Genomic DNA, 23,526 nt, shown 5'->3' on the forward strand with positions numbered 1-23,526 from the left:
ACGAGTCGGGGGGCCGTGGGGGTTATGAGCCGGAGGACGAGGATGAGTGCGCGGGTAGAGCAGCGAGCCCTCCCCGGGATCGGCGTCGTCCAGGACGTGGTGACCAAGTGCGGTCGCCGCATCGGCGTGCTGACCCACCGGGACGGACACCGCGAGCTCGTCGTGTACGACGTCGACGACCCGGACGCCGCCAGCGAGACGGTTCCGCTCACCGGCGACGAGGCCAACGCGATCGCCGAGCTCCTCGGCGCGCCGCAGCTGGTCCGGCACCTCGCCGAGATGCAGGAACAGGTCATCGGCGTGCTCACCGAGCAGCTGCCGATCCTCAAGGGGTCGGCGTTCGCCGGGCGTCCGCTCGGCGACACCCAGGCCCGCACGCGCACCGGCGCGTCGATCGTCGCGGTTCTCCGGCAGGGCGAGGTCATCGCGTCGCCCGGGCCGTCGTTCGTGTTCGAAGCCGGCGACTCGATGGTCGTCGTCGGTACTCGAGAGGGTGTCGACGGCGTCGCGTCGATCCTCCGCGGGGACGTCTGAGCGTTCCCCGGGAAAGACAACGACACAGGTAGGAACGAGCCACCCGTCCGGGGTGGCGATGCAGCCGTGCCATGGCCGACGAGGGCCGGGGCAGCCACGAACTAAACAGAGCACGACGAGGGAGGCCGGTGCATTCCTCCGCGACGTTGTTGATCGAGGTCGGCGGGATCCTGCTCGCGCTGGCTCTGCTGGGCAGAGCCGGTCGACGCGTGGGCTTGAGCCCCATCCCGCTGTACCTGCTCGCGGGTCTGGCATTCGGCCACGGCGGCCTGGTGCCGCTCTCGTCCAGCGAAGAGTTCATCGAGGTCGGCGCCGAAATCGGGGTCGTGCTGCTGCTGGTCACGCTGGGGCTGGAGTACTCGGCGTCCGAGCTGGTCAGCAACGTCCGCGCGGCGGCACCGGCCGGCCTGGTGGACGCGCTGCTCAACGCGATCCCCGGTGCGGTGCTCGCGCTGGTGCTGGGCTGGGGGCCGGTCGGCGCGGTGGCGCTGGCCGGTGTCACCTGGGTGTCGTCCTCGGGCGTCATCGCGAAGACGCTCAGCGACCTGGGGCGGCTCGGTAACCGCGAGACGCCGATCGTGCTCAGCGTGCTCGTGATCGAGGACCTGGCGATGGCGCTCTACCTGCCGATCCTCACCGCGCTGCTGGCCGGCGTCGGGTTCGCCCAGGGCTCGGTGGTGCTCGGCATCGCGCTCGGCACGGTCGCGGTCGTGCTCGTCCTGGCGCTGAAGTTCGGCGACTGGATCACCAAGCTGGTCTCGGCCGAGGACGCCGAGGCGCTGCTGCTCGGCGTCCTCGGCCTGACGCTGCTGGTGGCCGGCATCGCGTCGGAGCTGCAGGTGTCGGCCGCGGTCGGTGCGTTCCTGGTCGGGATCGCGCTCTCCGGTGAGGTGGCGCACTCGGCCACCGCGCTGCTCAGCCCGTTGCGTGACCTGTTCGCCGCGGTGTTCTTCGTCTTCTTCGGCCTGTCCACGGCGCCGGAGACGATCCCGCCGGTGCTGCTGCCCGCGCTCGGCCTGGCCGTCGTCACGATGGGCACGAAGGTGCTGACCGGCTGGTACGCCGCCCGCCGGGCCGGCATCGCGTCGAAGGGCCGGCTGCGTGCCGGGCTGGCGCTCATGCCGCGCGGTGAGTTCTCGATCGTCATCGCCGGTCTGGCCGTCGCCGCCGGGGTCGACGAGCAACTCGGCGCGCTCGCCACCGCGTACGTCCTGATCACGGTCGTGTCGGGCCCGCTGCTCGCGCGCCTGTCCGACCTCGACCGCTCGAAACGGCCGTCGCGCCGCCTGTTCACCCGCAAGCGGGTGGAAACCGTGGCGGTTCCGCAGCCAGCCGTCGACTAAAACTCGCGAAACACCCCATAATCGCCGGTATGACCGAACCGGTCCGGGTCGGCTCCCGGGGCGCCGCGCTGGCGGCTGCCGTGGCGGTACTCGGGGTCGTGCTCTCGGTCCTGGCCGCCGAGGGGCTCCGGGCGCTCGAGCAGCGCGGAGTCCAGCGGGTGTCCGAGCAGCGGGCGCTGGCCGCACGGGCCGCGGCCGCCGCCGGAATGCGTCGCTACACCGACGCCGCCCGGCAGACGGCCGCCGCGCTGGGCGCGCTCGGAACGCTCGACGCGGCCGGGTTCACCGCGATCGCGTCGACGCTGGCGAACCTGCCCGGCGTGCGCGGGGTGAGCGTGGTCGTGCCGGCCGCGATCGCCCGGAAAACCTGGCCCGACGTGCGGCTCGACCCCGCGCGCAGCGCGGCCGACCACTACTACGCCGTGCTCGACCGCCCGCTCGACGGCACGCTCCCCCGCACCGGACGCGATCTCGGCGGAGTGCCGCAGGCCGCGGCGACGCTCGGCTCGGACGTCGTCGTCTCCGACCCGTACCCGACGTCGGACGGCGCCGCGCTCGCGGTGGCCGCGCCGATCTCACGCACCCGCGGCTGGGTCGTCCTCGGCCTCGACCGGGGTGGCTTCGACGCCGCGACACGCCCCGCCGTCGCCGGCTCACCGGTGGATTCGCACTTCGACGAGGTCGTGCTCGCCACCGGCGTCTCGCTCAGCGTGCTGGCCGGTCTGTTCGCCTACCTCCTGGCGCTCGGCCGGGCCCGCGACCGTGCCCGGCTGGCCGCCGCGGCCGCGGACCTCCAGCGCACCGAACGGTCGGCCCGCCAGCAGGCCACGCTGCTGCACGCGGTGCTGACCAGCATCGACGAGGGCATCGCGGTCGCCGACGAGGACGGCACCGTGGCGCTGCTCAACCCGCCGGCGCAGGCGATGCTCGCCGAGGCGCCCAACGGCGTGTTCCGCGTCGACGGGGTCACCCCCTACCCCGGTGCCGACCTGCCGCTGCGTCGCGCCCTGACCGGCGCGGCCTGCACGGACGAGTTCGTGGTGCGCAGCTCCACCCGGCCCGACGGCGTCCGCGTGCGGGTGGGGGCGCAACCGATCGACCTCGGGTCGGACCGGCCGGGTGCGCTCGCGGTCTCCCGGGACGTCACCGCGCTGCGTGCGCACGAGGCCGACCTCACCGCGTTCGCCGGTCTCGCGGTGCACGAGCTGCAGGCGCCGCTGACCGCCGTCCTCGGCTACCTCGACCAGGCCGGACCCGCGTTGACCGGCGACCGCCTCGGCCGGGTGCGCGCCGCCACCGAACGAATGCGCCGGCTCGTCGACGACCTGCTCGCCTACGCGGCCACCCGCGAGGCCGAACTGCGGCCGGTCGACGTCGACCTGGACCGGCTGGTCACCGAGTCGCTCGCGGTGGTGCTGCCCGCGGCACGCACCCGCGCGCCGCACGTCATCGTGCGCCGGTTGCCGCCGGTCCGCGGTGACGCGCACCTGCTGCGCCGGCTGTTCGCCGGGCTGCTGGGCAACGCGTTGAAGTACACCCCTCCGGACGAGATCCCGCGGATCGCCGTCCGCGCGCACGCCGTGCCGGGCGGCGAGTGGATCCAGGTGGAGATCGCCGACCACGGCATCGGCATCCCGCCCGGGCGCCACGCGCAGCTGTTCAGCCCCGGTGACCCCGGCACCGGTCTCTACCCGGAGAGCGACCTGACGCTGGCGATCTGCCGACGCATCGTCGAACGCCACCGCGGCACGATCGCCGCGACCGACAACGCCGGCGGCGGCACGGTCGTCCGGTTCACGCTGCCGGCCGCGCCGGACGCCGGACCGCCCGTCGTCGACGTCGGAACGCACCTGGTCGGTGCGGTCACCGGGTGATCTCGGGCGCATGTCACCGGCTCGACCAGCGTTCACACCGCAGCGCGACGGCGTGGTAGCAGGTATGGTTGGTACCGGGTCCCCATCGCGAGGCCGCGACCCCCACTAGACGGCACGCCGGCCGTCCTCGAGAAGCCGGAAGGCAGAACTCCGCCGCTCCCGTGCTCGAACGGGCTATTTCCACGGCACGCCGGCGCACCGAAGCATCGACCCGAAGGGACGATATGCCCTCAACCTCGTCTGCACCGCCCGCACCGGCCATGCTCTTCCTGGCTCCGCCGAGCGACCCGTCCGCCGACGGCGACGACTCCGCGGGCTACGCCGAAGCCCCGCCCGTCCAGCGTCAGCGCAGCGCCGAATCAGGGCGTGCGGGCGGCGGCCAGCGTCGGCGCACCCAGCCCACGGCCAAGAGCACCGAGGCCGTCCGGATGACCCGGGGTGCGCGGCGTTCGGCCACCGACTTCGGCATCACCGACGCCGACGTGGCCGAGGTACTCGCGTCGCCGGCCCGGGTCTCGCCCGAGCAGGACAACCCCGACCGCACACGCTTCTCCGGCGGCGGCCTGACCGTCGTGACCGGCGCCGACGGCACGGTCCTGCACGTCTCCCGGCGCCGCTCCTAGTCGAGCACGACCTCGATCTCGTCGCCCAGCCGGGCGCCAAGTTGCAGGTCGAGTTTGTCGCCGCTCCAGAAGCTGCCCGGGTCGTACGAATCCGAGGCGCGGCTGGTCGGCAGCAGACCCATGGCCTGATACGTCAGCGCGACGACCTCGGCGCAGTACGCGGACTCCAGCGCGTTGTCCAGGCGCTGCTCCTCGGCCCGGTCGATGCCCAGTGCCTCGCGGCCCTTGTCGCGCACCGCCCGGATGCGCTGGCGCGTGCGCCCGCGGGCCCAGCGCCCGGCCAGCCCCGCGGTGGAGGGGAACGGGGTGCCGTCCAGGCGGGCGACCGTGCGCAGGACCGCGTCCTCCATCGGGCGGTCCACCTCGGCGTCGAGCTGGCGCAGCCAGGCGCGCTGGCCGTAGCGGTTGCCCCAGACGCGGACGGCGTCCGCGAGCACGTGCAGCTGGACGCCACGCACGTGCGCGCCGGCCCACATGTCGGGCAGCGAGCGGCCCAGTTCGGCGTGCCACATCAGCGGCGGCATGTCGTCGAGCGTGACCGCCATCCCGACGTGGTTCACCGGCGCGTTCGTGAGCGTCTGGATCGCCCGGTCAGCGGCGGTGCGGCCGCGGAAGAGCCACAAGTCGCCGGTGCGAGTGGCGTCGACCGCCTCGGTCAGGGTCATCCGGGTGCCGGGCATGCCGATAGCCTAGGCAGATGCGTCTGTGGAAGGTGATCGGCCTCGCGGGACTGGCCGGTGTCGCGGCGACGGGTGTCGCGGTGGCCAGGGCCGAGCGTCGGCGGAGGGCGTACACGCCCGAGGAGATCAGAGCGCGGCTGCACCTCCGCATCGAGGAGGCGTCGGGCGCCGACGATGCTCCGGCGGGTGCGGGCGGCCCGGCGTCCGACGCCCCCGAGCCGCCGACGCGGAGGCGCGAGGCGTTGCGCACGGTCGCCGGTCGTCTCCGGACGTTGCGTGACCGGGCGGCCGAGGTGTCCGGCCCCCGTCCCGGCCAGCTCGACGCGCTGCGTGAACGGGTCGTGCGCGGCGGCGGACGCCGCCCCGGTCGTCACCGGGGTGCCCGGTAGCCCCCGTGGATCCTTCCCTCGACGCACCCGAGACGGACACCCCCGCGGCACCGCTCCCCCGCTCCGAGCCCACCGCGGCCGACCCACGGCCCGCGAGCGGCTCCACCGGCACGCGGCCCACGAGCAACCCGGCCGATCCGCGGCCCACGGGCGGCTCGGCCGCCGCGCGGCCCACGGACAGCACGGCCGCCGCGCGGCCCGCCAGCAGCGCGGCCGGTGCGCGGACCGCGGGCGGTTCGGTCGCCGGTGAGCGGCCGGATTCCTCGGTGTCCGGGGGCGGAGCGGAGACGGGTGGCCGGGTCAAGCAGTGCCGTTACCCGGGGTGTGAGCGCTCGGCGGCGCCGTCGTCGGGGCCGGGCCGGGCGCCGGAGTACTGCGCGGACCCGGGCCACAACCGCGCCGCCGCGTTCGCGGAACGGCGTCGGCGCGCACTCGATCAGTCGACCGGCACCGCCGTGGACGACGCGGCCCCGACCGCCGACCGCCCGATCACCTCGGCCGGTGCGCGCATGGAACGGGCGATCGAACGGTTCGCCGCCGCCGCCGCGGACCTGCGTTCGCTCGGCGACCGCGTGCTCGACGACCTGCGCGTCGGCCGCGATCCGGCCGCGGTGGCCACCGAGGTGAACGCGGTGCGTGCGGCGTCCGACGCCGCGGTGGCCGCCGCCGAGGCACGCACCCTGCAGGTGGAGCACGCCGCCGGCGAGGTCCGCGCGGCCCGCCGCCAGGCCGAGGCCGCGCGCGACACCGCGCAGAGCCGGGTCGACGAGCTGACCGCCGAGCTCGCCTCGGTCCGCGACGAACGCGACCGGGCCACGCGCGAACGCGACACCGCCGACGAGCGGGCGGCGGCCGCGGAAGCGTCCGAGAGCAACCACCGGGCCCGCGCCGAGGCCGCCGAACGCGACACCGAGTCGCACCGCGCCACCGCCGCCGACGCCGAGCGCCGCGCCGCGCTGGCCGAGGAACGCACCGGCCACGCCGAGCAGGCGCTGGCCCTGCTCCGGGACCAGGTCGACCGGCTCCGGACCGACCTGGACGGCGCGCTCGACCGCGCCGACACCGCGACCACCGCCCACCGCGACGCCGAGCGCCGCGCCGAACGGGCCGAGGCGGACGCCGGCCGCGCCCGCCTCGAGGCGGAACACACCCGAGCCGACGCCGACCGCACCCGGGCGGACCTGGACCGCACCACGGCCGAGCTCGACCGCGTGAAGGCCGAGCTCGGACACAGCAGGGCGGAGACCGAGCGGACCGGGGCCGAGCGCGACCGCGCGCGGGCCGAGGCCGAGCGCACCACCAGCGAGCTGGCCCGCGCCGAAGCCGAGGCGGACCGGCTCCGCGGTGCCGCGGCCGAGGCGACGACCAGCTCCCGCGCCGAACTGGCCGCGGTCGCCGCCGAACGCGACGCGCTCCGGGCGCAACTGGCGGCCGCCGCCGAACACACGGAACAGCGCCTCGCCGACCTCCGCGCGTCCTACACCGAGCGCCTGGCCGAGTACCGCGCCGACCGCGACGCCGCCCTCCGCGCCACCAGAAACCCCTAGCCGGTGTGGAGGGCCTGCACGGCCTCCAGCGTGTCGGCCTCCGCCGCCGGCTTGTCGGTGCGGTAGCCCTTCACGCGCGCGAACCGCAGCGTCACTCCCCCGGGGTACCGGGTGCTGGCCTGCACGCCGTCGAACGCGATCTCCACCACCAGCTCGGGACGCACGTAGACGGTGTACGAGTCCCGGCTCACCGCCCGTTCGAGCAGGTACTCGGTCTGCCACGTGAGCATCGCGTCGGTCATGCCCTTGAACGTCTTGCCGAGCATGACGAAGCCACCGGCCTCGCCGACCTGGCCCGACGCGTCACGCGCCCCGAGGTGCAGATTCGACAGCCACCCGCGGCGACGCCCGTGGCCCCACTCGGCCGCCAGCACGACCAGATCGAGCGTGTGCCGCGGTTTGACCTTCCACCAGCCGCCCCCGCGCCGCCCGGCCGCGTACGGCCCGGCCAGCGACTTCACCACGACCCCCTCGTGGCCCCGAGCCAGCGTCGCCCGCACGAAAGCAGCGGCCGCGTCCGCGTCGGCCGGATCGGCCGGATCGGCCGTGTCCGCGGCGACCGGGGACCCGGGAACCACCACGCGGCGGACGACGCTCTCGGGTGGGGCGACCGCCGACAGCGCGGCGAACCGGTCGCCCGCCGGCCGGTCGAGCAGGTCCTCGCCGTCCAGGTGCAGCGCGTCGAAGAGCACCGCCGACAGCGGGATCTTCTCCCGGGCGGTGGCGACGTCGGCCCGGCTCCCCACCCGCGACGCCGTCACCTGGAACGGCTCCGGCCGCCCGTCGGGGCGCAGCGCGATCGCCTCCCCGTCGAGCACGGCCGTGTGCACCGGCAACGCCAGCGCGGCCTCGACGACCTCGGGCACCCGCGCGGTGATGTCGTCCAGGCTGCGGGTGACGACCAGTACGTCGGACCCCGACCGGTGCACCTGCACGCGTGCCCCGTCCAGCTTCTCCTCCACGGCCGCGGCGCCGGAGCGGGCGAGCGCCTCGGCGAGGTCCTCGGCCGGCTGCGCGAGCATCGGGGCCAGTGGCCGCCCGACCTCCAGCCGGAAGGACGCGAGCCCGGCCGCGCCGTCACGCAACGCGGCCTCGGCCACCGCACGCAGATCGCCGCGCAGCAGCAGCGCCCGGCGCAGCGCGGCCAGCGGCAGCCCGGTGGCGGCCGCGACCGCGTCGATCATCACGCCGGCCAGCGCACCCTGGCGCACCTCACCGACCAGCAGCGCACGCAGGAACGCCTGCTCCTCCGGCGTGGCCAGGGCGAACAGCCCCGCCAGCGCGGAGCGGCGCGCCGCCTGCGACCCGGGCCCGGCGAGCCCGCCGATCTCCGCGAAGATCCCGTCCACCCGGAGCACGGTGAGGCTCGGTGACTCCGCCGCGGACGACGGCAAATCACGCAGCGACGCCCACCCCACGCCGATCTGCCGCTGGCGCAACTCACCGCACAACCACGCGACGCCCGGCACGACCTCGTCGCCGGAGAGCTGACGCAACACCACTGCCAGCCGCTCGGCCTTGGCCTTGCGTGAACTGACCGCGGCGACGTCGCGCCCGGCCGCGGCGATCTCCGCGAGAAGCATGGCTCATTAGAACCCCACCCACCGACAGAAAACCGGAACGCACGAGGACGCTCGCGAGTTCCGCCAGGATTCATCGGAGATTTCGTTGGGTAGAGCAACCCCCAGTTCCCTGGGGAGGTGGACGATGGCGTCAACTGAAGCGGCTCCGGAAGCGAGAACCTTCCGGAGTTTGGTGCCGGCCCGAATGGACCGCCTACCGTGGTCCCGCTTCCACTGGCTGGTGGTCATCGCACTGGGCGTGACCTGGATCCTCGACGGTCTGGAGATCCAGATCGCCTCGACGGTGGCCGACAAACTCACCGAGGACGGCGCGCTGGGGCTGTCGGCCCAGCAGGTGACGCTCTCCGCGTCGGTCTACCTGTTCGGTGAGGTCGTCGGAGCGCTGGTGTTCGGCCGGATGGCCGACCGGCTCGGGCGACGCAAGCTGTTCCTGATCACGCTGACGCTCTACCTCGTCGCCAGCGGTCTGACCGGGTTCTCCTTCACGTTCTACGAGTTCCTGCTGTTCCGGTTCCTGGCCGGCATGGGCATCGGCGGTGAGTACGCCGCGATCCACTCCGCGATCGACGAGCTCATCCCGTCGCACTACCGCGGCCGCGTCGACCTCGCGATCAGCGGCACGTACTGGGGTGGCGCCGCGCTGGCGTCGGCCGCGCAGATCGTGTTCCTGAACCCGGACTTCTTCTCCGACAACATCGGGTGGCGGCTGGGCTTCTTCCTCGGTCCGCTGATCGGTCTGGCCATCTGGCCGCTCCGACGGCACATCCCGGAGAGCCCGCGCTGGCAGATGACGCACGGCCAGGAGAACGAGGCCGAACGCACCGTCGACGAGATCGAAGCCCGGATCAAGGCCGAGGGCCGTCCGCTCGAGCCGGTTCCGGACTCGGAGGCCGCCGAGGTCAAGCCGCACCCGCCGGTCACCTACCGGCAGATCGCGCAGGTGATGATCAAGCAGTACCCGAGCCGCACGATCCTCGGGTTCACGCTGATGACCACGCAGTCGTTCCTCTACAACGCGATCTTCTTCACCTATGCGCTGGTGCTGGGCACGTTCTACGACGTCGACAGCGGCACGATCCCGTACTTCTTCTTCCCGTTCGCGATCGGCAACCTGATCGGCCCGCTGGTGCTGGGTCCGTTGTTCGACACGGTCGGGCGGCGCAAGATGATCGGCGGCACGTACGTGTCGTCCGGCATCCTGCTGGCCATCACCGGCTACCTGTTCTACGCCGACGTCCTGAGTGCGGTGACGCAGACGATCCTGTGGTGCGTCATCTTCTTCATCGCGTCGGCGGCGGCCTCGTCCGGGTACCTGACGGTCAGCGAGATCTTCCCGCTGGAGCTGCGCAGCCAGGCGATCGCGTTCTTCTTCGCGATCTCCCAGTTCTTCGGTGGGGTGATCGCGCCCTGGCTGTTCGGGCAGCTGATCGGGGACGGCGAGAGCCGCGGTCCGTTGTTCGGCGGTTATCTGCTCGGCGCCGGGCTGATGATCGTCGGTGGTTTCGTCGCCTGGTTCCTGGGGGTCGACGCCGAGCGCAAGTCGCTCGAGTCGATCGCGAAGCCGCTGGGCATCGTGAAGACCCGGGTGGCCGACCAGAGCTGATCCGGGTGGGAAAAGGGCGGCGGCCGGGAAACCGGCGGCCGCCCTTTTACGGCGAAAAAATGACCCCGGACCGGGGGTAGCGACCCCGACCTGACGGGCAGAACGTGCGTCAGCGAGGCAGGATGGTCACGAAAGGGCAACCGCGCGAAGGAGAACAGTGACGACCGGAGAGCCGGTACGCCAGCGGCCGGGCGCCTCGGTGAGCCGGTGGCCGAGCCCGATCTTCGTCGGATTGGTGCTGGCCACGGCGGTCTCCGGATGGGCGCTGTGGAACCGCAGCGGGCCCACCGGACTGACCGCGTTCGTGTTCGTCGCGTGTGCCTGGGTCGTGTCGCTCTGTCTGCACGAGTTCGCCCACGCGATGGTGGCCTTCCGCAGTGGTGACCGCACGGTGGCCGAACGCGGTTACCTGACGCTGGATCCGCTGAAGTACACCCACTTCGCGTACAGCATCCTGTTGCCGCTGCTGTTCGTGCTGCTCGGCGGCATCGGGCTGCCCGGTGGCGCGGTGTTCATCGACCGGCGCTACCTGCGTAGCCGGCTGGCCAACAGCCTCGTCTCGCTCGCCGGTCCGCTGACGAACATCCTGCTCGCGGCCGTCCTGGCGGTCGTGTTCACGGCGTTCGCCCCCGACGACCGGGTGCACGTGGAGTTCTGGGGCGCGTTCGCGTTCCTGACCTTCCTGCAGGTCACCGCGGCGGTGCTGAACTCGCTGCCGGTGCCGGGGCTGGACGGGTTCGGCGTGATCCAGCCCTACCTGTCCAACAAGGTGCTGCGGAAAGTGGGGCCGATCGCGCCCTACGCGGTGCTGATGCTGTTCGTGCTGCTGTGGATCCCGCCGGTGAACCAGGCGTTCTTCAGCATCGTGGGGTGGTTCCTGGCGTTGCTGGGCATCCCTGGGGTGTACATCGCCCTCGGGCAGCAGCTCTTCCAGTTCTGGATGGGGTGAAATCTCCATCCTGGGATCGAATTCTGGGTCTACTGAGAGAAAGATAGGGGAGGCACGATGACGGTCCGTTACGCGATTAGACTGCCCGCGTGACCGATCCCGGGGACCGGCAGCACGACAGGCAAGAATCGGGAACCGTAGAGGAAGGTCGGGTTCCATGCGTGAGCGTCAGGGTCGGGCCGTAGGGGCGAGGAGCGCCGCCCGGTCCAAGCCGGAGAGTTTCGGCCGGCTGCGGGTCACCGTCGACGACCGCGAGCACTACGCCTTGGTCACCGTCGCCGGCGAGGTCGACGTCACCACCGGCTCGCAGCTGCGTGATCCGCTGCACGAGCTGGTCGAGCAGCGCAAACACCGGCACGTGGTCGATCTGCGCGAAGTCACCTTTCTCGACTCCACCGGGCTCGGCATCCTGGTCAGCGACCACAAGAGACTCCGTGACCGCGACGGTTCGCTGCACGTCGTGGTCACCACGCCCGGCATCGTCGCCCGGGTCTTCCGCCTCACCGGGGTGGACCGGGTGGTTCCGCTCGTCACCACGATCGAGGACGCCGAGAAGGCGCTCGGCCTGAGCGCCGCCGGCGGCTGACCACCGGGCCTACGACGACCAGGCGGGCCTACCCGAGTTCGGGTAGGCCCGCCTGGTCGTCGTAGGCCCGGGAAGTAGGGCCCGGGAACTAGCCGGCCGCTTCGAGCGTCGGCTCGGTGGGCTCGTCGTCGGTGGTGCGCGGGGGTGCGTTCAGGTCGAACTCGGCCCAGACCGCCTTGCCCCCGGGCACCGCGCGGGCGCCCCAGCGGGCCGCGACCCGGCGCACCAGGAACAGACCCCGGCCGCTCTCCGCGTCGGCATCCGCGATGCGTGGGCGGGGCATGGCCGGCTCGCGGTCGAACACCTCGATCACGATGCGGCTCGCCGAGCGGCGCAACCGCAGCTGCTCCGCGGCGCCGCCGTACAACAACGCGTTCGCGACCAGCTCGGACACCGCGAGCACGATGTCGTCACGCACGAGCGGCGTCAGCTGCCAGGTGCTGAGCACGCCGTAGCAGAACGCCCGGGCCCGGCGGGTGGGGTCCTCCCCTTCGCCGAGCTCCAGCTCGATCACCCGCACCGGCCCGACGGTCAGGCCGGTGGGCCACCCGGCGGCCAGCACGCTGCTGGCGGGGGCGGCGCCGATGACGGCGTCGGCGACCGCGGCCGGGTCGTGGACCCCGGTGCCCAGCGCGCCGGCGATCGCCGGGGCCACCGCGTCGACCGCGGCCGAGCGCCGGTGGGTGTCGAGCGAGAAGCCGCCGGCCGCGTACTCCCCGTCGTCGGCGAGCGAGCCCGGCAGCGCCACGACGACGCTCCCGCCGGGCGGGATGGCCACGGTCTGCTCGCCGTAGGACGCGCTCACGCTCACGAACCCGCCCAGCGGGCCGCCCTCCGGAGCGGGCGGAGCCACCGCCGCTCCCTTCACCGGGCAGATGACCGGCCCGGGGTGCCCGGCCTGGGCGAAGCAGAACGCCCCGTCCACCGGGTCGAACACGCCGTAGAGCAGGCGGGCGCGGAACGGCTCCTCCCACTCGGCCACCAGGCCGTCGAGCTGCCCCAGCGCCTCGGCGGGCGCCAGGTCGACCCGGGCCATCGCCCGCACCGCCATCCGCAGCTGCCCGGCGAACCGCACGGCCGCGTCGACGCTCGGCGCGGTGCCGTCCGAGAGCACGCGCCCGGAGATCAGCACCGTGCGGCCCGCGGCCGCGGGCAGCGCCTCGCACCACGCGCTCGGGTCGGCGACCCGGCGTTCGACCACCAGGTCACCGTCGGCGGGGGCATCCAGCGAGGGCCCGTGGCCGCCGGGAAGCGGCGGCGAGACTGCGTCGACCGGCGTCATGATCGCGCTCCGTGCACGGCCAACTCGCCACTGGTCATGGTCAGGGTCTCCTCCTGTACCGAGCGTGTTCTCACGCCGACCTCCGGTTGCCACCCAGCCTAATGGCCGATGCCGGCGAACCTGTCGGACGTCCCCCGCCCGGTCGAGGAGACCGAGCCGCCCGCGTGGAGGCTGCATGCCCGCCGTGACCGCTGCGTCACGGAGGGAACGGCTCGGATTATCCTCGCCGAGACCGCCCGTGCAAGAGCCCCACACGCGTTCGCACCCGTTCAACGACGCGGCAGCGCCGGGCGTTCACGGGTGAGCAGATCGAGAAACAGATCACCGTCGCCGGCGGCGCGGGCGAGCGCGGCGTCGAACGTGAACACGAGCTCTTCGGGGCGTTCGCAGGCCGCCACCTCGTCCCAGTGCAGTGGCGTGGAGACGGTCGGCGCCGGCCGCGCCCGGAGCGAGTACGGCGCGACAGTGGTCTTCGCGGTGTTGTTCTGGCTCCAGTCGATGAACACCTTGCCGGGGCGCACGGCGCGGCGCATGACCGACGTCACCCGGGTGGGGTTCTCGTGCTCGAGCCGCTGGGCCACCGCCTTGGCGTAGTCCGACGTGCGCCCGCCCTCGACCGGCTTGATCGCCGCGTAGACCTGCATGCCCTTGGACCCCGACGTCTTGGCCACCGCGGTCAGCCCGTCGTCGTCGAGCACCTCGCGCAGGCGCAGCGCGACCGCGCAGCACTCGACGACGGTGGCCGGCGCACCCGGGTCGAGGTCGAACACCAGCAGGTCGGTGCCGCGGACGCCGCCGCGCGGGCCGACCTGCCACTGCGGGACGTGCAGCTCCAGCGAGGCGAGGTTCGCGAGCCAGACCAGCGTGGCCAGCGCGTCGCCGTCGTCCTCCGGGAGCACGACGTAGTCGATCTCGTCGCGGTTCTTCGTGCTGCCGGGGGCGGGGAGCCGCTCGGTGCGTACCCAGTCGGCGGCGCCGTTCGGCACGTTCTTGGCGAAGAAGCCCGGACCACTGACGCCCTCGGGGTACCGCTTCAGCGAAAGCGGACGACCTGCCAAATGAGGTATCAGAACGGGCGCGATCCGGGAGTAATAGTCGATCACCTCGCCTTTCGTGGTGCCCGTCTCCGGGTAGAGAATCTTCGAGAGGTTCGACAGGGCGAGCTGACGTCCGGCCACGGCGACCGTGGTCGTTCCCGAAGCTTTCGCCACGCCGACACCTCCACGCTGGACTTCCCCCCGGCGGTAAACGCAGAGTGGATTCGAGCACATTTACCCACAGGGGGCACCGACCATGCGTGCGATCTGGAAGGGCGTCGTCTCGTTCGGGCTCGTGACGATCCCGATCAAGCTGTTCTCCGCCACCGAGCAACACGACGTCCAGCTCCGGCAGGTCCACGCGGCCGACGGCGGCCGCATCCGGTACCGGCGGGTGTGCGAGGCCGAGGGCGTCGAGGTGCCCTACAGCGAGATCGCCAAGGGGTACGAGCTGCCCGACGGGCAGGTCGTCGTCCTCGACGACGCCGACTTCGAGAACCTGCCGATCGCCTCCGGGCGCAACATCGACGTGCAGAAGTTCGTCCCGGCCGAGCAGGTGGACGGGCTGTACCTGTCCAAGGGCTACTTCCTGCAGGCCGACGGGCCCGGCGCGAAGCCGTACGTGCTGCTGCGCGAGGCGCTGCTGAAGGCCGGCACGATCGCGGTGGTCAAGGTCGCGCTCCGCCAGCGCGAGGCGCTGGCGCTGCTGCGCCCCTACGGCGACGTGCTGCTGCTGCAGACGATGCTCTGGCCCGACGAGATCCGCGACCCGGCCGAGCTGGCTCCCGACTCCGACATCGCGGTCCGCCCGCAGGAGATGCAGATGGCGGAGTCCTACATCCAGACGCTCACCGGCGACCTGGACATGGAGGAGTTCACCGACGACTACGCGGTGGCGCTGCGCGAGGTCGTCGACGCGAAGATCCAGGGCCACGAGGTGGAGCAGCCGGAGGCGCCCGCGGAGGGCGGCGGCGCGGTGCTGGACCTGATGGCGGCGCTGGAGGCCAGCGTGGCCGAGGCCAAGCGGGCGCGCGGCGAGGCCGTCGAGGAGAACCGCCCGGCCGCGAAGAAGGCGCCGGCGAAAAAAGCGGCTCCGAAGAAGGCTCCGGCCAAGAAGGCTCCGGCGAAGACCACGGCGAGCAAAACCACGGCCAAAAAGACCGCCGCGAAGTCGACGACAGCCAAGAAAACCGCCACGAAGGGCACAAGCCAGCGCAAGACCGCGTGAGTCACTGCGGTTTACTCCCGAGTGCCTTCCGGCCTCTGCCGCACCGATGCGGCGTCCGGGCTAGGGTTCAGGGCAGCGATGGAGGGAGTACGTAATGGTCGACCCCGCTGGTTCGGCGGCCCCGCAGCGAAACGGTGCCGCGACCGGTGCGCTCGGAGACGCGACGGACGCGGTTCTGTCGGTGGAACAGGTTCCGCCGTCGGACGACGGGCGGCAGGTAGTACGGGTCGGCGGCGAGATCGACATGCTCACCGCACCCCGGCTCCGTGACGCCCTGACGCCGGTCGTGGCGATACCCGGTTCGGACGTCGTGCTGGATCTCGACGCGGTGACGTTCCTCGGCTCCAACGGGCTGGGCGTCCTCGTGGAGCTCTCCCAGCAGGCCGAGACCGTCGGGACGAAGTTCCGGCTGGTCTGCGCGAACCGTACGGTGAGCCGTCCGCTCACTCTCACCGGTCTGGACCAAGTGCTCGACTTCTACGAGTCGTACACCGATCTGCCGCCGGCCGGGAGCTGAGCCCGGTCCTCGGGCGTTTTGCCACCGATGCCACGGGCAACCCTGTGGCATCGGTGTTCTCGCCCCGAGGAGGTCAGTGATGCCCGGCCGTCAGGAGTTGCCGTCCACGCTCGAGCGCTCGTCGAAGAAGGCGCAGGAGACGTGGATCAAGACGCACGACTCGGCTGTCGAGGAGTACGGCGAGGGCGAGCGGGCCCACCGCACCGCGTTCGGTTCGCTGAAGCACTCGTTCGAGAAGGTCGGCGACCACTGGGAGCCGAAGAAGAAGAAAGGCCCCTCGGACAAGCAGTCGGAGAAGACCGGCGCGGCCGCCCGTCGTGGTGGCAAGACCGAGGAGGGCGTCGACGCCAACGCGTCCAAGACGCACCTGCGTGACGTCGCCCGCAGGCTCGAGATCCGCGGTCGCTCGACGATGACGAAGAGCGAACTCGTCGACGCGATCAAGAAGGCCAACCGCAGGAAGACGGCGGCCGCACGCTGAGAAGGCGGGGCCCCTCTCCGGAGGGGCCCCGCGTTCACCGCCTGGTGCGCACCCGCCAGACGACCGTGACGAGCGTGAGAACGGTCAGGCCCGCCCCGACGCCGAGCAGCGCGGGCCGGCTGAGCACCTGGTCGCGGCCGTTGCGCAGGAGCGGCCCCACGGATGCCAGCGCACCCTGGGCCCGCTCGGTGAGCTGCTGCTTCTGGCGGGCGACCACCGCCTGCGGGCGGACCCGGCCCACCAGTTCGTCCACGTCCCGCCGCAGTTGCTCGCGGGCGAACGCGATGTCGCGTTCTAAATCTTCCGGTCGCGGACCCACCGCACATCCTCCTTCACCGCTTCGATCGCCTGGGTGGGGACCGGCTTGACCCGGCGCAGGCGCAACGCACCGAACAGCCCGGCGATCCCCGCGATCAGCGTCCATACTCCCGCGACGATCAACGCGGCCCAGTAGCCGGCCATCACCTCGCTCAGCGCGTACACGGCGGCGAGCGAGAGCAGCGGCACGATCATCAGGCCGGCGGCCGCCGCGACGGCCAGCCCGGCCACACCCGCGACGGCCTTCCTGGCCTCCTGGGCCACCTCCGCCTTCGCGAGCGCGATCTCGGCCTTGACCAGGCTCGAGACGCCCGCGGCGACGTCGTTGACCAGCTGCCCGATCGAGGGTTCCCGGGCCCGCTCCACCGCCGGCCGCGGCGTCGACCCGTTGTTGCTCCTGGTAGGTGTATCCGACGTCACCACTGCATCCTCCCCACCGCAGCCACCCGCCCGAACCCGTGCCGGTCGAGGCGCGCACGCTGTACCCGCCAGCCAGCACCGTCAACCGGAACGTGCCGGGAACCACCCTCCCACGGATCGGGAGCAATGCTCCCCGCGTACGGCCCGACGCCCCGACGAACCCTCGAGGACGGTAGGTTCGGGCCTGCGTGGGCTGGGTAAGGCCCGCGTGTGCGCCCCGGGTCCCCGCCCGGGGTTCGGATGGAACAGCAAGGAGCGAGCTTGATGGCGGTGCCCGAACGGACCAGCTCGGAGCCCGTTGAGGCCCCACCCGTCTCCGAGGATGCGGGCAGCGACATCGAACTGACCCTGCCCGCCGACCCGGTGCACGTCCCCGTCGCGCGTGCGCTCGCGGCCGACCTGGCGGTCCGCCTCGACTACGACCTCGATGAGGTCTCCGACCTGCGGATGGCCGTCGACGAGGCGTGCGCCGAGCTGGTGGCCAAGGCCGCCGCTCCCGGCCGGCTGCGGTGCGTCTTCCGGGCCGACGAGCACGCGCTGCGCGTGTCGGTCTCGGCGACCACCAAGGACGGCACGGTGCCCGGTCAGAACACGTTCGGCTGGCGGGTGCTGACCGCGCTCGTCGACGAAGTGAAGACGTGGACCACCGACGGGAACGTCGTCCACATCCAGCTGGTCAAACACCGGCTCGAGGCGCTCGCGTGAACGAGCGCTCACCCGGCGTCACCGCGCCGCAGAGCGAACAGCCGAACGTCGAGGAACCGGCGGCGGCAAAACCGGACGACGCCGAGGTCGACATCACCGAGGTGGCCGACGACGAGGTCGCCGACGCCCGGTCGGAGTCCCGCCGGGAGGCGGCCAGGCTGTTCGCGGAGCGCGACTCGCTGCCCGAGGGCCACCCCCGCCGGCAGCAGATCCGCGACCAGCTGGTCACGATGCACCTGCCGCTCGTGCGGCACCTGGCCCGGCGGTTCAACAACCGGGGCGAGCCGCTGGAGGACCTGGTCCAGGTCGCCACCGTCGGCCTGATCAACTCCGTGGACCGGTTCGACGCCGAGCGCGGCGCCGACTTCCTCTCCTACGCGGTGCCCACCGTGGTCGGCGAGATCAAGCGGCACTTCCGCGACCACGGCTGGGCGGTGCGGGTGCCGCGCCGGCTCAAGGAGCTGCACCTGTCGCTGACCGCGGCCACGGCCGAGCTCTCCCAGCGCAACGGACGGGCGCCGAACGCCTCCGAGCTGGCCGAGCACCTCAAGCTCTCCCGCGAGGAGGTGCTGGAGGGCCTGGAGGCCGCGAACGCCTACCGCAGCTCGTCGCTGGACGACCCGGTGCGTGGCGACGGCGAGATGCCGACGCTGGCCGAGACGCTCGGCGACGAGGACGCGGCGCTCGAGCACGTCGAGTTCCGGGAGTCGCTGCAGCCGCTGCTGGCCCAGGTGCCGCCGCGCGAGCGCAAGATCCTGATCCTGCGCTTCTTCGGCAACATGACGCAGTCGCAGATCGCCGAGCGGATGGGGATCTCGCAGATGCACGTGTCGCGTCTGCTTTCCCAGACCCTGGTGAAGCTCCGCGAAAGGCTGCTCGTCGACGAGTAGCTGTGGCGCACGTCACCCGTTCGGGGCACAGTAGCTACCGGTAGGTAACTACTGTGCCCCGGAACGGAGACGTCCATGACGACTGCCCCCACCGAACGGGAGTCCCGCCAGGTCGCCGAAGCCGCACGTCAGACCGAGTGGACCAAGCCCAGCTTCGCGAAGGAACTGTTTCTCGGGCGGTTCCCCCTCGACCTGATCCACCCCGAACCGAAACCGAGTGACGAGGCCCGGAAGGTCGGCGAGGAGTTCCTCGCCCGGTTGACCCCGTTCCTGGCCACCGTCGACGCGGCCGCGATCGAACGGGACGCCCGGATTCCCGACGACGTGCTCCACGGCCTGATGGAGCTGGGCGCGTTCGGCATGAAGATCCCGGTGGAGTACGGCGGCCTCGGCCTCACGCAGGTCTACTACAACAAGGCGCTGATGCTGGCCGGCTCGGTGAACCCGGCGATCGGCGCGATGCTCTCGGCGCACCAGTCGATCGGCGTCCCGCAGCCGGTCGTGCAGTTCGGCACCGAGGAGCAGAAGCGGGAGTTCCTCCCCCGCTGCGCCACCACCGCGATCAGCGCGTTCCTGCTCACCGAGCCCGACGTCGGCAGCGACCCGGCCCGGCTGGCCTGCGCCGCGGTGCCGGACGGGGACGACTACGTGCTCGACGGCGTGAAGCTGTGGACCACGAACGGCGTCGTCGCCGAGCTGCTCGTCGTGATGGCGCGCGTGCCCAGGAGCGAGGGGCACCGCGGCGGCATCACCGCGTTCGTCGTCGAGGCCGGCTCCCCCGGCATCACGGTGGAGAACCGCAACGCGTTCCTGGGCCTGCGCGGGCTGGAGAACGGTGTCACCCGGTTCCACCAGGTGCGGGTGCCGGCGGCGAACCGGATCGGCCGCGAGGGCGAAGGACTCAAGATCGCGCTGACGACGCTGAACACCGGCCGTCTCTCGCTGCCCGCGATCTGTGCCGGCACCGCGAAGTGGTCGCTGAAGATCGCCCGGGAGTGGAGCAACGCACGCGAGCAGTGGGGCCGCCCGGTCGGTCGGCACGACGCGGTCGCGGGCAAGATCGCGTTCATCGCCGCGACCGCGTTCGCGCTAGAGGCCGTGCTGGACCTGACCAGCCAGCTCGCTGACGAGAAGCGCAACGACATCCGGATCGAGGCCGCACTGGCCAAGCTCTACGCGTCGGAGATGGGCTGGCTGGTCTCCGACGAGCTGGTGCAGATCCGGGGCGGGCGCGCGTACGAGACCGCGGAGTCGCTCGCGGCGCGGGGCGAGCGGGCCGTGCCGGTCGAGCAGGCCCTGCGTGACCAGCGGATCAACCGCATCTTCGAGGGCTCGACCGAGATCATGCACCTGCTGATCGCGCGCGAGGCCGTGGACGCGCACCTCTCGGTGGCCGGCGACATCATCGACCCGGACGCCTCGCTGGGCGACAAGGGCAAGGCGGCGGCGCAGGCGAGCAAGTTCTACGCGGGCTGGCTGCCCACGCTCGCGGTCGGCGCCGGTCAGCTCCCGACGTCGTACTCGGAGTTCGGGCCGCTCGCCCGGCACCTGCGCTACATCGAGCGCTCCAGCCGGAAGCTGGCCCGGCAGACGTTCTACGGGATGTCGCGCTGGCAGGGGCGGCTCGAGCACCGGCAGCGGTTCCTGGCCCGCATCGTCGACATCGGAGCGGAGCTGTTCGCGATGAGCGCGGCGTGCGTGCGAGCCGCGTCGACGAAGGAGGCCGGCCCACCGCAGCGGGGTGCCACCGCGATGGAACTGGCGGACGCGTTCTGCCGGCAGGCCACCGTGCGGGCCGACGCGCTGTTCGAGGCGCTCTGGGTCAACAGCGACGACACCGACCGGATGCTGGCCGACCGGGTGCTCGACGGCCGGTACCAGTGGCTGGAGGAGGGCGTCCTCGACCCGTCCGACGACGGGCCGTGGATCATGCCCGCTCCCCCGGGCCCGTCCGCGAAGGAGAACCAGCGGCGCGTGGTTCAGCCGCCGAGTTCGTAACAGGCGACGGCCGCCGCGGTGGCCACGTTGAGGCTGTCGACGCCCCGGTGCATCGGAATGCGCACCCGGGCGTCGGCGGCCGTCAGGACCGAGCCGGAGAGGCCGGGCCCTTCGGCGCCGAGCAGCAGCGCGGGCCGTTCGCGCTGCGCCGGGGACAGCTCGCGGAGGCTGATCGCGCCCGGGTCGGGGGTGAGGGCCAGGAGCGTGAACCCCGCCTCCCGGACGCTGTCGAGCGCACCCGGCCACGGGTCCAGCCGGGCGTAGGGCACCGCGAACACCTCACCCATGCTCACCCGGACGCTGCGCCGGTACAGCGGGTCGGCGCACGACGGGCTGAGCAGGATCGCGTCCATGCCGAGGCCGGCCGCGACGCGGAAGATCGCGCCGACGTTCGTGTGCGTGTTGACGTCCTCCAGGATGAGTACCTTTTTCGCCCGGCCGAGCAGGTCGGCGGCCCGGCTCGGCGCCGGCCGGTGCACCGAGCCGAGCACACCGCGGTGGACGTGGAAACCGGTGATGGCCTCCAGCACCGCCGGCGTCGCCGCGTAGAGCGGTGCGTCGGGCGCGATCGTGTCGACCTGCGCGACCCGTTTGGCGTCGACGAGGATCGAGCGCATCCGGTAGCCGGCCCGCACCGCGCGTTTCAGCACCAGCTCGCCCTCGGCGATGAACAGCCCGTGCGGCGGCTCGAACGCCTCACGCAGCGCGACGTCGGTGAGCGCGCGGTAGTCGGCGATGCGCGGGTCGTCGGGGTCGGTGATCTCGATGGGTGTCATGGGTGGCTCTCGGGACGTAGACCGGTGCGGACGACGGCGATCAGACGGTCGCGTGCGGCGGGGTCGGCCGCGGTGCGCTCGCGGGCCAGGCACCCCGCCAGCAGTGCTTTGACATCGGCGAAGTCGACGTCGGCGCGCACCTCGCCGGCGGCCTGAGCCGCGGTCAGCAGCCGGTCGAAGTGCCCGTTGAGGTCGAGACCGGTGGCCTCGGCAGCTGCGTCGATGTCGAACCCGGCGCCGGTCAACGCGTCGGCGAGGCCGCGGTCGAGCGCGCCTTCGGCGGCCATCGCGGCGAAGAACGCGAAGAACGCCTCGGCCGGGTCCTCGCCGGCTTCGAGGGCACGGGCCCGCTCGACCAAGTGCTCCACGCGCGCCGACACGATCGCCTGGAACAGGCTCTCCTTGGTCGGGAAGTGCCGGCTGACCGTGCCGGTGCCCACGCCCGCGCGGCGCGCGATCTCGTGCACCGGTACCGCGAGCCCGTCGGCCGCGAAGGCCTCGATCGCGACCCGGAGCACCTTGGCCCGGTTGCGCTGCGCGTCCGCGCGCACCATGCGACCCCCTCTTGACAAACGGGATGGCCATCCCGGATCGTCGTAAGCGGGACAGCCATCCCGAATATTACCGGAGGCTCCGATGCGTTGGACCGCAGCCCACATCCCCGATCTCACCGGCCGCGTCGCCGTCGTGACCGGCGCGAACGTCGGCCTCGGCTTCGAAACCGCCCGGCTGCTCGCCGAGCACGGCGCGCAGGTGGTGCTCGCCTGCCGCGACCGGGCCAAGGCCGAGTCGGCCGCATCCCGGCTACCCGGCCCGGTCTCCACGGTGGGGCTCGATCTGGCGTCGCTCGAATCAGTACGGACCGCGGCCGGGACGCTGCGGAACGGCCTCACCCGTCTGGACTTCCTGATCAACAACGCCGGCGTCGGCATGTCACCGGCACCGGCCACCGCGGACGGCTTCGAGATCCATCTCGGCACGAATCACCTGGGCCACTTCGCGCTGACCGGCCTGCTCCTGGAGACGCTGCTGGCGACGCCGGGCGCGCGGGTCGTGAACGTCAGCAGCCTCGGCCACCGGCGCGGGCACATGCACTGGGACGACCTGCAGCTCACCGGGCCGCACACGCTGCCCGAGGCCTACTTCCAGTCGAAGCTCGCGAACCTGCTGTTCACGTACGAGCTGAACCGGCGGGTGACCGCGGTGGCCGCGCACCCCGGCAACGCCCACACCGCGTTCACGCGGCACCTGCGGCCCTGGCAGCGGGTGATCGCGAGCCCGCGGCTGCGGTTGCTCAACGGCTGGCTGCTGCAGCCGGCCGCGATCGGCGCGCTGGCCGCCGTGCGCGCGGCGGTCGATCCGGCGCTGCGCGGTGGCGAGTACGTGGGGCCGCGCGGCTTCACCGGGTACCCCGAGGTCACCGCGTCCAGCGACCGCTCGTACGACGAAGCGGACCAGCGTCGCCTGTGGACCGTCTCGACCGAGCTCACCGGAGTGGACTACCGGCTACCCTCGGCGCGGTGACGATAGCGCTCCGCGAGGCCCGAGACGCGTTCGAGACCGTGGCGGCCGACCTCTCCGCCTTCCTGGACGCCCGCACCGACGAGGACCTGCTCGCGCGGAGCCGGTGCCGGGGCTGGGTGGTCGCGGACGTGCTCGCGCACCTGCACCTCGGGCTGAGCGAGATGATCACCGGCTTCGCGTACCGGGTCGATGCTCCGCCCGACACCGACTTCCTGACCTACTGGTCGGGGTACCCCGAGCCCGACCCGGACGCCGCCGTCGGGCAGATCCGGTTCGCCCGGCTGCTCGCGTCGGCGTACGGCCGCCCCACCGGCCTGCTCGACCACTTCCGTCCGACGCTCGAGGCGGTGCGCCGTTTCGTCGCGCAGGCCGACGACGGGTGCGTGCGGTTCCAGGGACACGTGCTCCCGCTCGGCGACTTCGTGGCCACCTGGGTCGTCGAGATCGTCGTGCACCACCTCGACGTGCTCGTCGAACTGCCGGGGCCGACGCCGGACCTCACCCTCGCCGTGCGGACGCTGGACGGGCTGCGCGGCGAGGGCGACCGGCCGGCCGACTGGGACGACGTCACGTACGTATTGGCCGGTTCCGGACGGATTCCGGGCCCGAAAGGGTATCCCCTGCTGGGGTGACTAGGCT

General features: G+C 72.5%; 25 protein-coding genes. 17 read left to right on the forward strand and 8 right to left on the reverse strand.

All coding sequences use genetic code 11. The annotated features are described in order from the left end of the window. Window positions 1–42 precede the first annotated feature (42 nt). From ABD437_RS25970 to ABD437_RS25985, 4 genes are all read left to right on the forward strand, one after another. A complete protein-coding gene (locus ABD437_RS25970) occupies window positions 43–534 on the forward strand; it encodes a cation:proton antiporter regulatory subunit (protein WP_344651537.1) in 492 nt (163 codons plus the stop codon). Between the two features lie 128 nt (window positions 535–662). Continuing rightward, entirely contained in the window at window positions 663–1,877 is a 1,215-nt protein-coding gene (locus ABD437_RS25975; RefSeq protein WP_344651538.1) for a cation:proton antiporter, read from the forward strand. Window positions 1,878–1,906: 29 nt separating this feature from the next. Then, entirely contained in the window at window positions 1,907–3,751 is a 1,845-nt protein-coding gene (locus tag ABD437_RS25980) for an ATP-binding protein (RefSeq protein ID WP_344651539.1), read from the forward strand. 260 nt (window positions 3,752–4,011) lie between these two features. Beyond that, window positions 4,012–4,374 carry a hypothetical protein gene (locus ABD437_RS25985; protein WP_344651540.1) on the forward strand — a complete coding sequence of 121 codons (363 nt, stop codon included), beginning with the start codon at window positions 4,012–4,014 and terminating at the stop codon, window positions 4,372–4,374. Here the strand turns inward: ABD437_RS25985 and ABD437_RS25990 are convergent. Further along, complete coding sequence (locus ABD437_RS25990; protein ID WP_344651541.1) at window positions 4,371–5,054, reverse strand: hypothetical protein; 684 nt, start codon at window positions 5,052–5,054, stop codon at window positions 4,371–4,373. The genes ABD437_RS25985 and ABD437_RS25990 overlap by 4 nt on opposite strands. A gap of 17 nt (window positions 5,055–5,071) precedes the next feature. On the opposite strand from ABD437_RS25990, the gene ABD437_RS25995 reads away from it, so the two are divergent. Both ABD437_RS25995 and ABD437_RS26000 read left to right on the forward strand, forming a co-directional pair. After that, window positions 5,072–5,443, forward strand: a complete 372-nt coding sequence (locus ABD437_RS25995; protein ID WP_344651542.1) for a hypothetical protein — start codon at window positions 5,072–5,074, stop codon at window positions 5,441–5,443. 5 nt (window positions 5,444–5,448) lie between these two features. Beyond that, window positions 5,449–6,990 (forward strand): coiled-coil domain-containing protein, encoded by a 1,542-nt coding sequence (locus ABD437_RS26000; RefSeq protein ID WP_344651543.1) that lies wholly within the window; start codon window positions 5,449–5,451, stop codon window positions 6,988–6,990. On the opposite strand, the gene ABD437_RS26005 is transcribed toward ABD437_RS26000, so the two are convergent. Then, window positions 6,987–8,573 (reverse strand): ATP-dependent DNA ligase, encoded by a 1,587-nt coding sequence (locus tag ABD437_RS26005; protein ID WP_344651544.1) that lies wholly within the window; start codon window positions 8,571–8,573, stop codon window positions 6,987–6,989. The two genes, ABD437_RS26000 and ABD437_RS26005, sit on opposite strands and share 4 nt — an antisense overlap. A gap of 124 nt (window positions 8,574–8,697) precedes the next feature. On the opposite strand from ABD437_RS26005, the gene ABD437_RS26010 reads away from it, so the two are divergent. The 3 genes from ABD437_RS26010 to ABD437_RS26020 all read left to right on the forward strand — a co-directional run bounded on the left by ABD437_RS26010 (window position 8,698) and on the right by ABD437_RS26020 (window position 11,711). Beyond that, window positions 8,698–10,176, forward strand: a complete 1,479-nt coding sequence (locus ABD437_RS26010; RefSeq protein ID WP_344651545.1) for an MFS transporter — start codon at window positions 8,698–8,700, stop codon at window positions 10,174–10,176. A 157-nt stretch (window positions 10,177–10,333) separates the two neighbouring features. Continuing rightward, window positions 10,334–11,125 carry a site-2 protease family protein gene (locus tag ABD437_RS26015; RefSeq protein ID WP_344651546.1) on the forward strand — a complete coding sequence of 264 codons (792 nt, stop codon included), beginning with the start codon at window positions 10,334–10,336 and terminating at the stop codon, window positions 11,123–11,125. Window positions 11,126–11,282: 157 nt separating this feature from the next. Further along, window positions 11,283–11,711: an STAS domain-containing protein gene (locus ABD437_RS26020; RefSeq protein WP_051571153.1), complete on the forward strand. Its 429-nt coding sequence runs from the start codon at window positions 11,283–11,285 to the stop codon at window positions 11,709–11,711. An 88-nt stretch (window positions 11,712–11,799) separates the two neighbouring features. Here ABD437_RS26020 and ABD437_RS26025 read toward each other — a convergent pair whose 3' ends face one another. After that, window positions 11,800–12,993 (reverse strand): SpoIIE family protein phosphatase, encoded by a 1,194-nt coding sequence (locus tag ABD437_RS26025; protein WP_344651547.1) that lies wholly within the window; start codon window positions 12,991–12,993, stop codon window positions 11,800–11,802. A 269-nt stretch (window positions 12,994–13,262) separates the two neighbouring features. Then, a complete protein-coding gene (ligD, locus tag ABD437_RS26030; protein WP_344651548.1) occupies window positions 13,263–14,204 on the reverse strand; it encodes a non-homologous end-joining DNA ligase in 942 nt (313 codons plus the stop codon). 82 nt (window positions 14,205–14,286) lie between these two features. Between ligD and ku the strand changes: the two genes are divergently transcribed. The 3 genes from ku (at window position 14,287) to ABD437_RS26045 (ending at window position 16,256) form a co-directional block, all read left to right on the forward strand. Beyond that, window positions 14,287–15,258 carry a non-homologous end joining protein Ku gene (gene ku, locus ABD437_RS26035; protein ID WP_344651549.1) on the forward strand — a complete coding sequence of 324 codons (972 nt, stop codon included), beginning with the start codon at window positions 14,287–14,289 and terminating at the stop codon, window positions 15,256–15,258. A 94-nt stretch (window positions 15,259–15,352) separates the two neighbouring features. Next, window positions 15,353–15,775 carry an STAS domain-containing protein gene (locus tag ABD437_RS26040; protein ID WP_344651550.1) on the forward strand — a complete coding sequence of 141 codons (423 nt, stop codon included), beginning with the start codon at window positions 15,353–15,355 and terminating at the stop codon, window positions 15,773–15,775. A gap of 79 nt (window positions 15,776–15,854) precedes the next feature. Next, window positions 15,855–16,256 (forward strand): ChaB family protein, encoded by a 402-nt coding sequence (locus ABD437_RS26045; protein ID WP_344651551.1) that lies wholly within the window; start codon window positions 15,855–15,857, stop codon window positions 16,254–16,256. Between the two features lie 34 nt (window positions 16,257–16,290). Here the strand turns inward: ABD437_RS26045 and ABD437_RS26050 are convergent, their stop codons facing one another. Both ABD437_RS26050 and ABD437_RS26055 read right to left on the reverse strand, forming a co-directional pair. Beyond that, window positions 16,291–16,575, reverse strand: coding sequence for a DUF3618 domain-containing protein (locus tag ABD437_RS26050; protein ID WP_344651552.1), 285 nt, complete (start codon window positions 16,573–16,575; stop codon window positions 16,291–16,293). Further along, window positions 16,551–16,994: a phage holin family protein gene (locus tag ABD437_RS26055; protein ID WP_344651553.1), complete on the reverse strand. Its 444-nt coding sequence runs from the start codon at window positions 16,992–16,994 to the stop codon at window positions 16,551–16,553. Before ABD437_RS26055 ends, ABD437_RS26050 begins: the two co-directional genes overlap by 25 nt. Window positions 16,995–17,258: 264 nt before the next feature. On the opposite strand from ABD437_RS26055, the gene ABD437_RS26060 reads away from it, so the two are divergent. From ABD437_RS26060 to ABD437_RS26070, 3 genes are all read left to right on the forward strand, one after another. Beyond that, complete coding sequence (locus tag ABD437_RS26060; RefSeq protein ID WP_344651554.1) at window positions 17,259–17,699, forward strand: ATP-binding protein; 441 nt, start codon at window positions 17,259–17,261, stop codon at window positions 17,697–17,699. Further along, window positions 17,594–18,589, forward strand: a complete 996-nt coding sequence (locus ABD437_RS26065) for an RNA polymerase sigma factor SigF (protein WP_425558243.1) — start codon at window positions 17,594–17,596, stop codon at window positions 18,587–18,589. Before ABD437_RS26060 ends, ABD437_RS26065 begins: the two co-directional genes overlap by 106 nt. A gap of 75 nt (window positions 18,590–18,664) precedes the next feature. Continuing rightward, entirely contained in the window at window positions 18,665–20,587 is a 1,923-nt protein-coding gene (locus tag ABD437_RS26070; protein WP_344651556.1) for an acyl-CoA dehydrogenase family protein, read from the forward strand. Here ABD437_RS26070 and ABD437_RS26075 read toward each other — a convergent pair. Together ABD437_RS26075 and ABD437_RS26080 are read right to left on the reverse strand one after the other, a co-directional pair. Continuing rightward, on the reverse strand, window positions 20,569–21,363 hold the full coding sequence (locus ABD437_RS26075) for a TrmH family RNA methyltransferase (protein WP_344651557.1): 795 nt from the start codon (window positions 21,361–21,363) through the stop codon (window positions 20,569–20,571). The genes ABD437_RS26070 and ABD437_RS26075 overlap by 19 nt on opposite strands. Continuing rightward, window positions 21,360–21,917, reverse strand: a complete 558-nt coding sequence (locus ABD437_RS26080; protein ID WP_344651558.1) for a TetR/AcrR family transcriptional regulator — start codon at window positions 21,915–21,917, stop codon at window positions 21,360–21,362. The genes ABD437_RS26075 and ABD437_RS26080 overlap by 4 nt, the downstream gene beginning before the upstream one ends. An 82-nt stretch (window positions 21,918–21,999) precedes the next feature. Between ABD437_RS26080 and ABD437_RS26085 the strand changes: the two genes are divergently transcribed. Then, window positions 22,000–22,887: an oxidoreductase gene (locus tag ABD437_RS26085; protein ID WP_344651559.1), complete on the forward strand. Its 888-nt coding sequence runs from the start codon at window positions 22,000–22,002 to the stop codon at window positions 22,885–22,887. Then, on the forward strand, window positions 22,884–23,519 hold the full coding sequence (locus tag ABD437_RS26090) for a maleylpyruvate isomerase N-terminal domain-containing protein (RefSeq protein ID WP_344651560.1): 636 nt from the start codon (window positions 22,884–22,886) through the stop codon (window positions 23,517–23,519). The genes ABD437_RS26085 and ABD437_RS26090 overlap by 4 nt, the downstream gene beginning before the upstream one ends. Window positions 23,520–23,526: the final 7 nt, after the last annotated feature.

This window comes from Cryptosporangium japonicum (assembly GCF_039524755.1).
GTDB lineage: Bacteria > Actinomycetota > Actinomycetes > Mycobacteriales > Cryptosporangiaceae > Cryptosporangium > Cryptosporangium japonicum.

Bases quoted from the DNA above. Each gene is read 5' to 3' on its own strand.
- ABD437_RS26085 (WP_344651559.1), top strand. From the start codon at position 22,000: ATGCGTTGGACCGCAGCCCACATCCCCGATCTCACCGGCCGCGTCGCC.
- ABD437_RS26025 (WP_344651547.1), bottom strand. From the start codon at position 12,993: ATGACGCCGGTCGACGCAGTCTCGCCGCCGCTTCCCGGCGGCCACGGG.
- ABD437_RS26040 (WP_344651550.1), top strand. From the start codon at position 15,353: ATGGTCGACCCCGCTGGTTCGGCGGCCCCGCAGCGAAACGGTGCCGCG.
- ABD437_RS26045 (WP_344651551.1), top strand. From the start codon at position 15,855: ATGCCCGGCCGTCAGGAGTTGCCGTCCACGCTCGAGCGCTCGTCGAAG.
- ABD437_RS25980 (WP_344651539.1), top strand. From the start codon at position 1,907: ATGACCGAACCGGTCCGGGTCGGCTCCCGGGGCGCCGCGCTGGCGGCT.
- ABD437_RS26010 (WP_344651545.1), top strand. From the start codon at position 8,698: ATGGCGTCAACTGAAGCGGCTCCGGAAGCGAGAACCTTCCGGAGTTTG.
- ABD437_RS25995 (WP_344651542.1), top strand. From the start codon at position 5,072: ATGCGTCTGTGGAAGGTGATCGGCCTCGCGGGACTGGCCGGTGTCGCG.
- ku (WP_344651549.1), top strand. From the start codon at position 14,287: ATGCGTGCGATCTGGAAGGGCGTCGTCTCGTTCGGGCTCGTGACGATC.
- ABD437_RS26080 (WP_344651558.1), bottom strand. From the start codon at position 21,917: ATGGTGCGCGCGGACGCGCAGCGCAACCGGGCCAAGGTGCTCCGGGTC.
- ABD437_RS26020 (WP_051571153.1), top strand. From the start codon at position 11,283: ATGCGTGAGCGTCAGGGTCGGGCCGTAGGGGCGAGGAGCGCCGCCCGG.
- ABD437_RS26005 (WP_344651544.1), bottom strand. From the start codon at position 8,573: ATGCTTCTCGCGGAGATCGCCGCGGCCGGGCGCGACGTCGCCGCGGTC.
- ABD437_RS26075 (WP_344651557.1), bottom strand. From the start codon at position 21,363: ATGACACCCATCGAGATCACCGACCCCGACGACCCGCGCATCGCCGAC.
- ABD437_RS25985 (WP_344651540.1), top strand. From the start codon at position 4,012: ATGCTCTTCCTGGCTCCGCCGAGCGACCCGTCCGCCGACGGCGACGAC.
- ABD437_RS25990 (WP_344651541.1), bottom strand. From the start codon at position 5,054: ATGCCCGGCACCCGGATGACCCTGACCGAGGCGGTCGACGCCACTCGC.
- ABD437_RS26070 (WP_344651556.1), top strand. From the start codon at position 18,665: ATGACGACTGCCCCCACCGAACGGGAGTCCCGCCAGGTCGCCGAAGCC.
- ABD437_RS26060 (WP_344651554.1), top strand. From the start codon at position 17,259: ATGGCGGTGCCCGAACGGACCAGCTCGGAGCCCGTTGAGGCCCCACCC.
- ABD437_RS25970 (WP_344651537.1), top strand. From the start codon at position 43: ATGAGTGCGCGGGTAGAGCAGCGAGCCCTCCCCGGGATCGGCGTCGTC.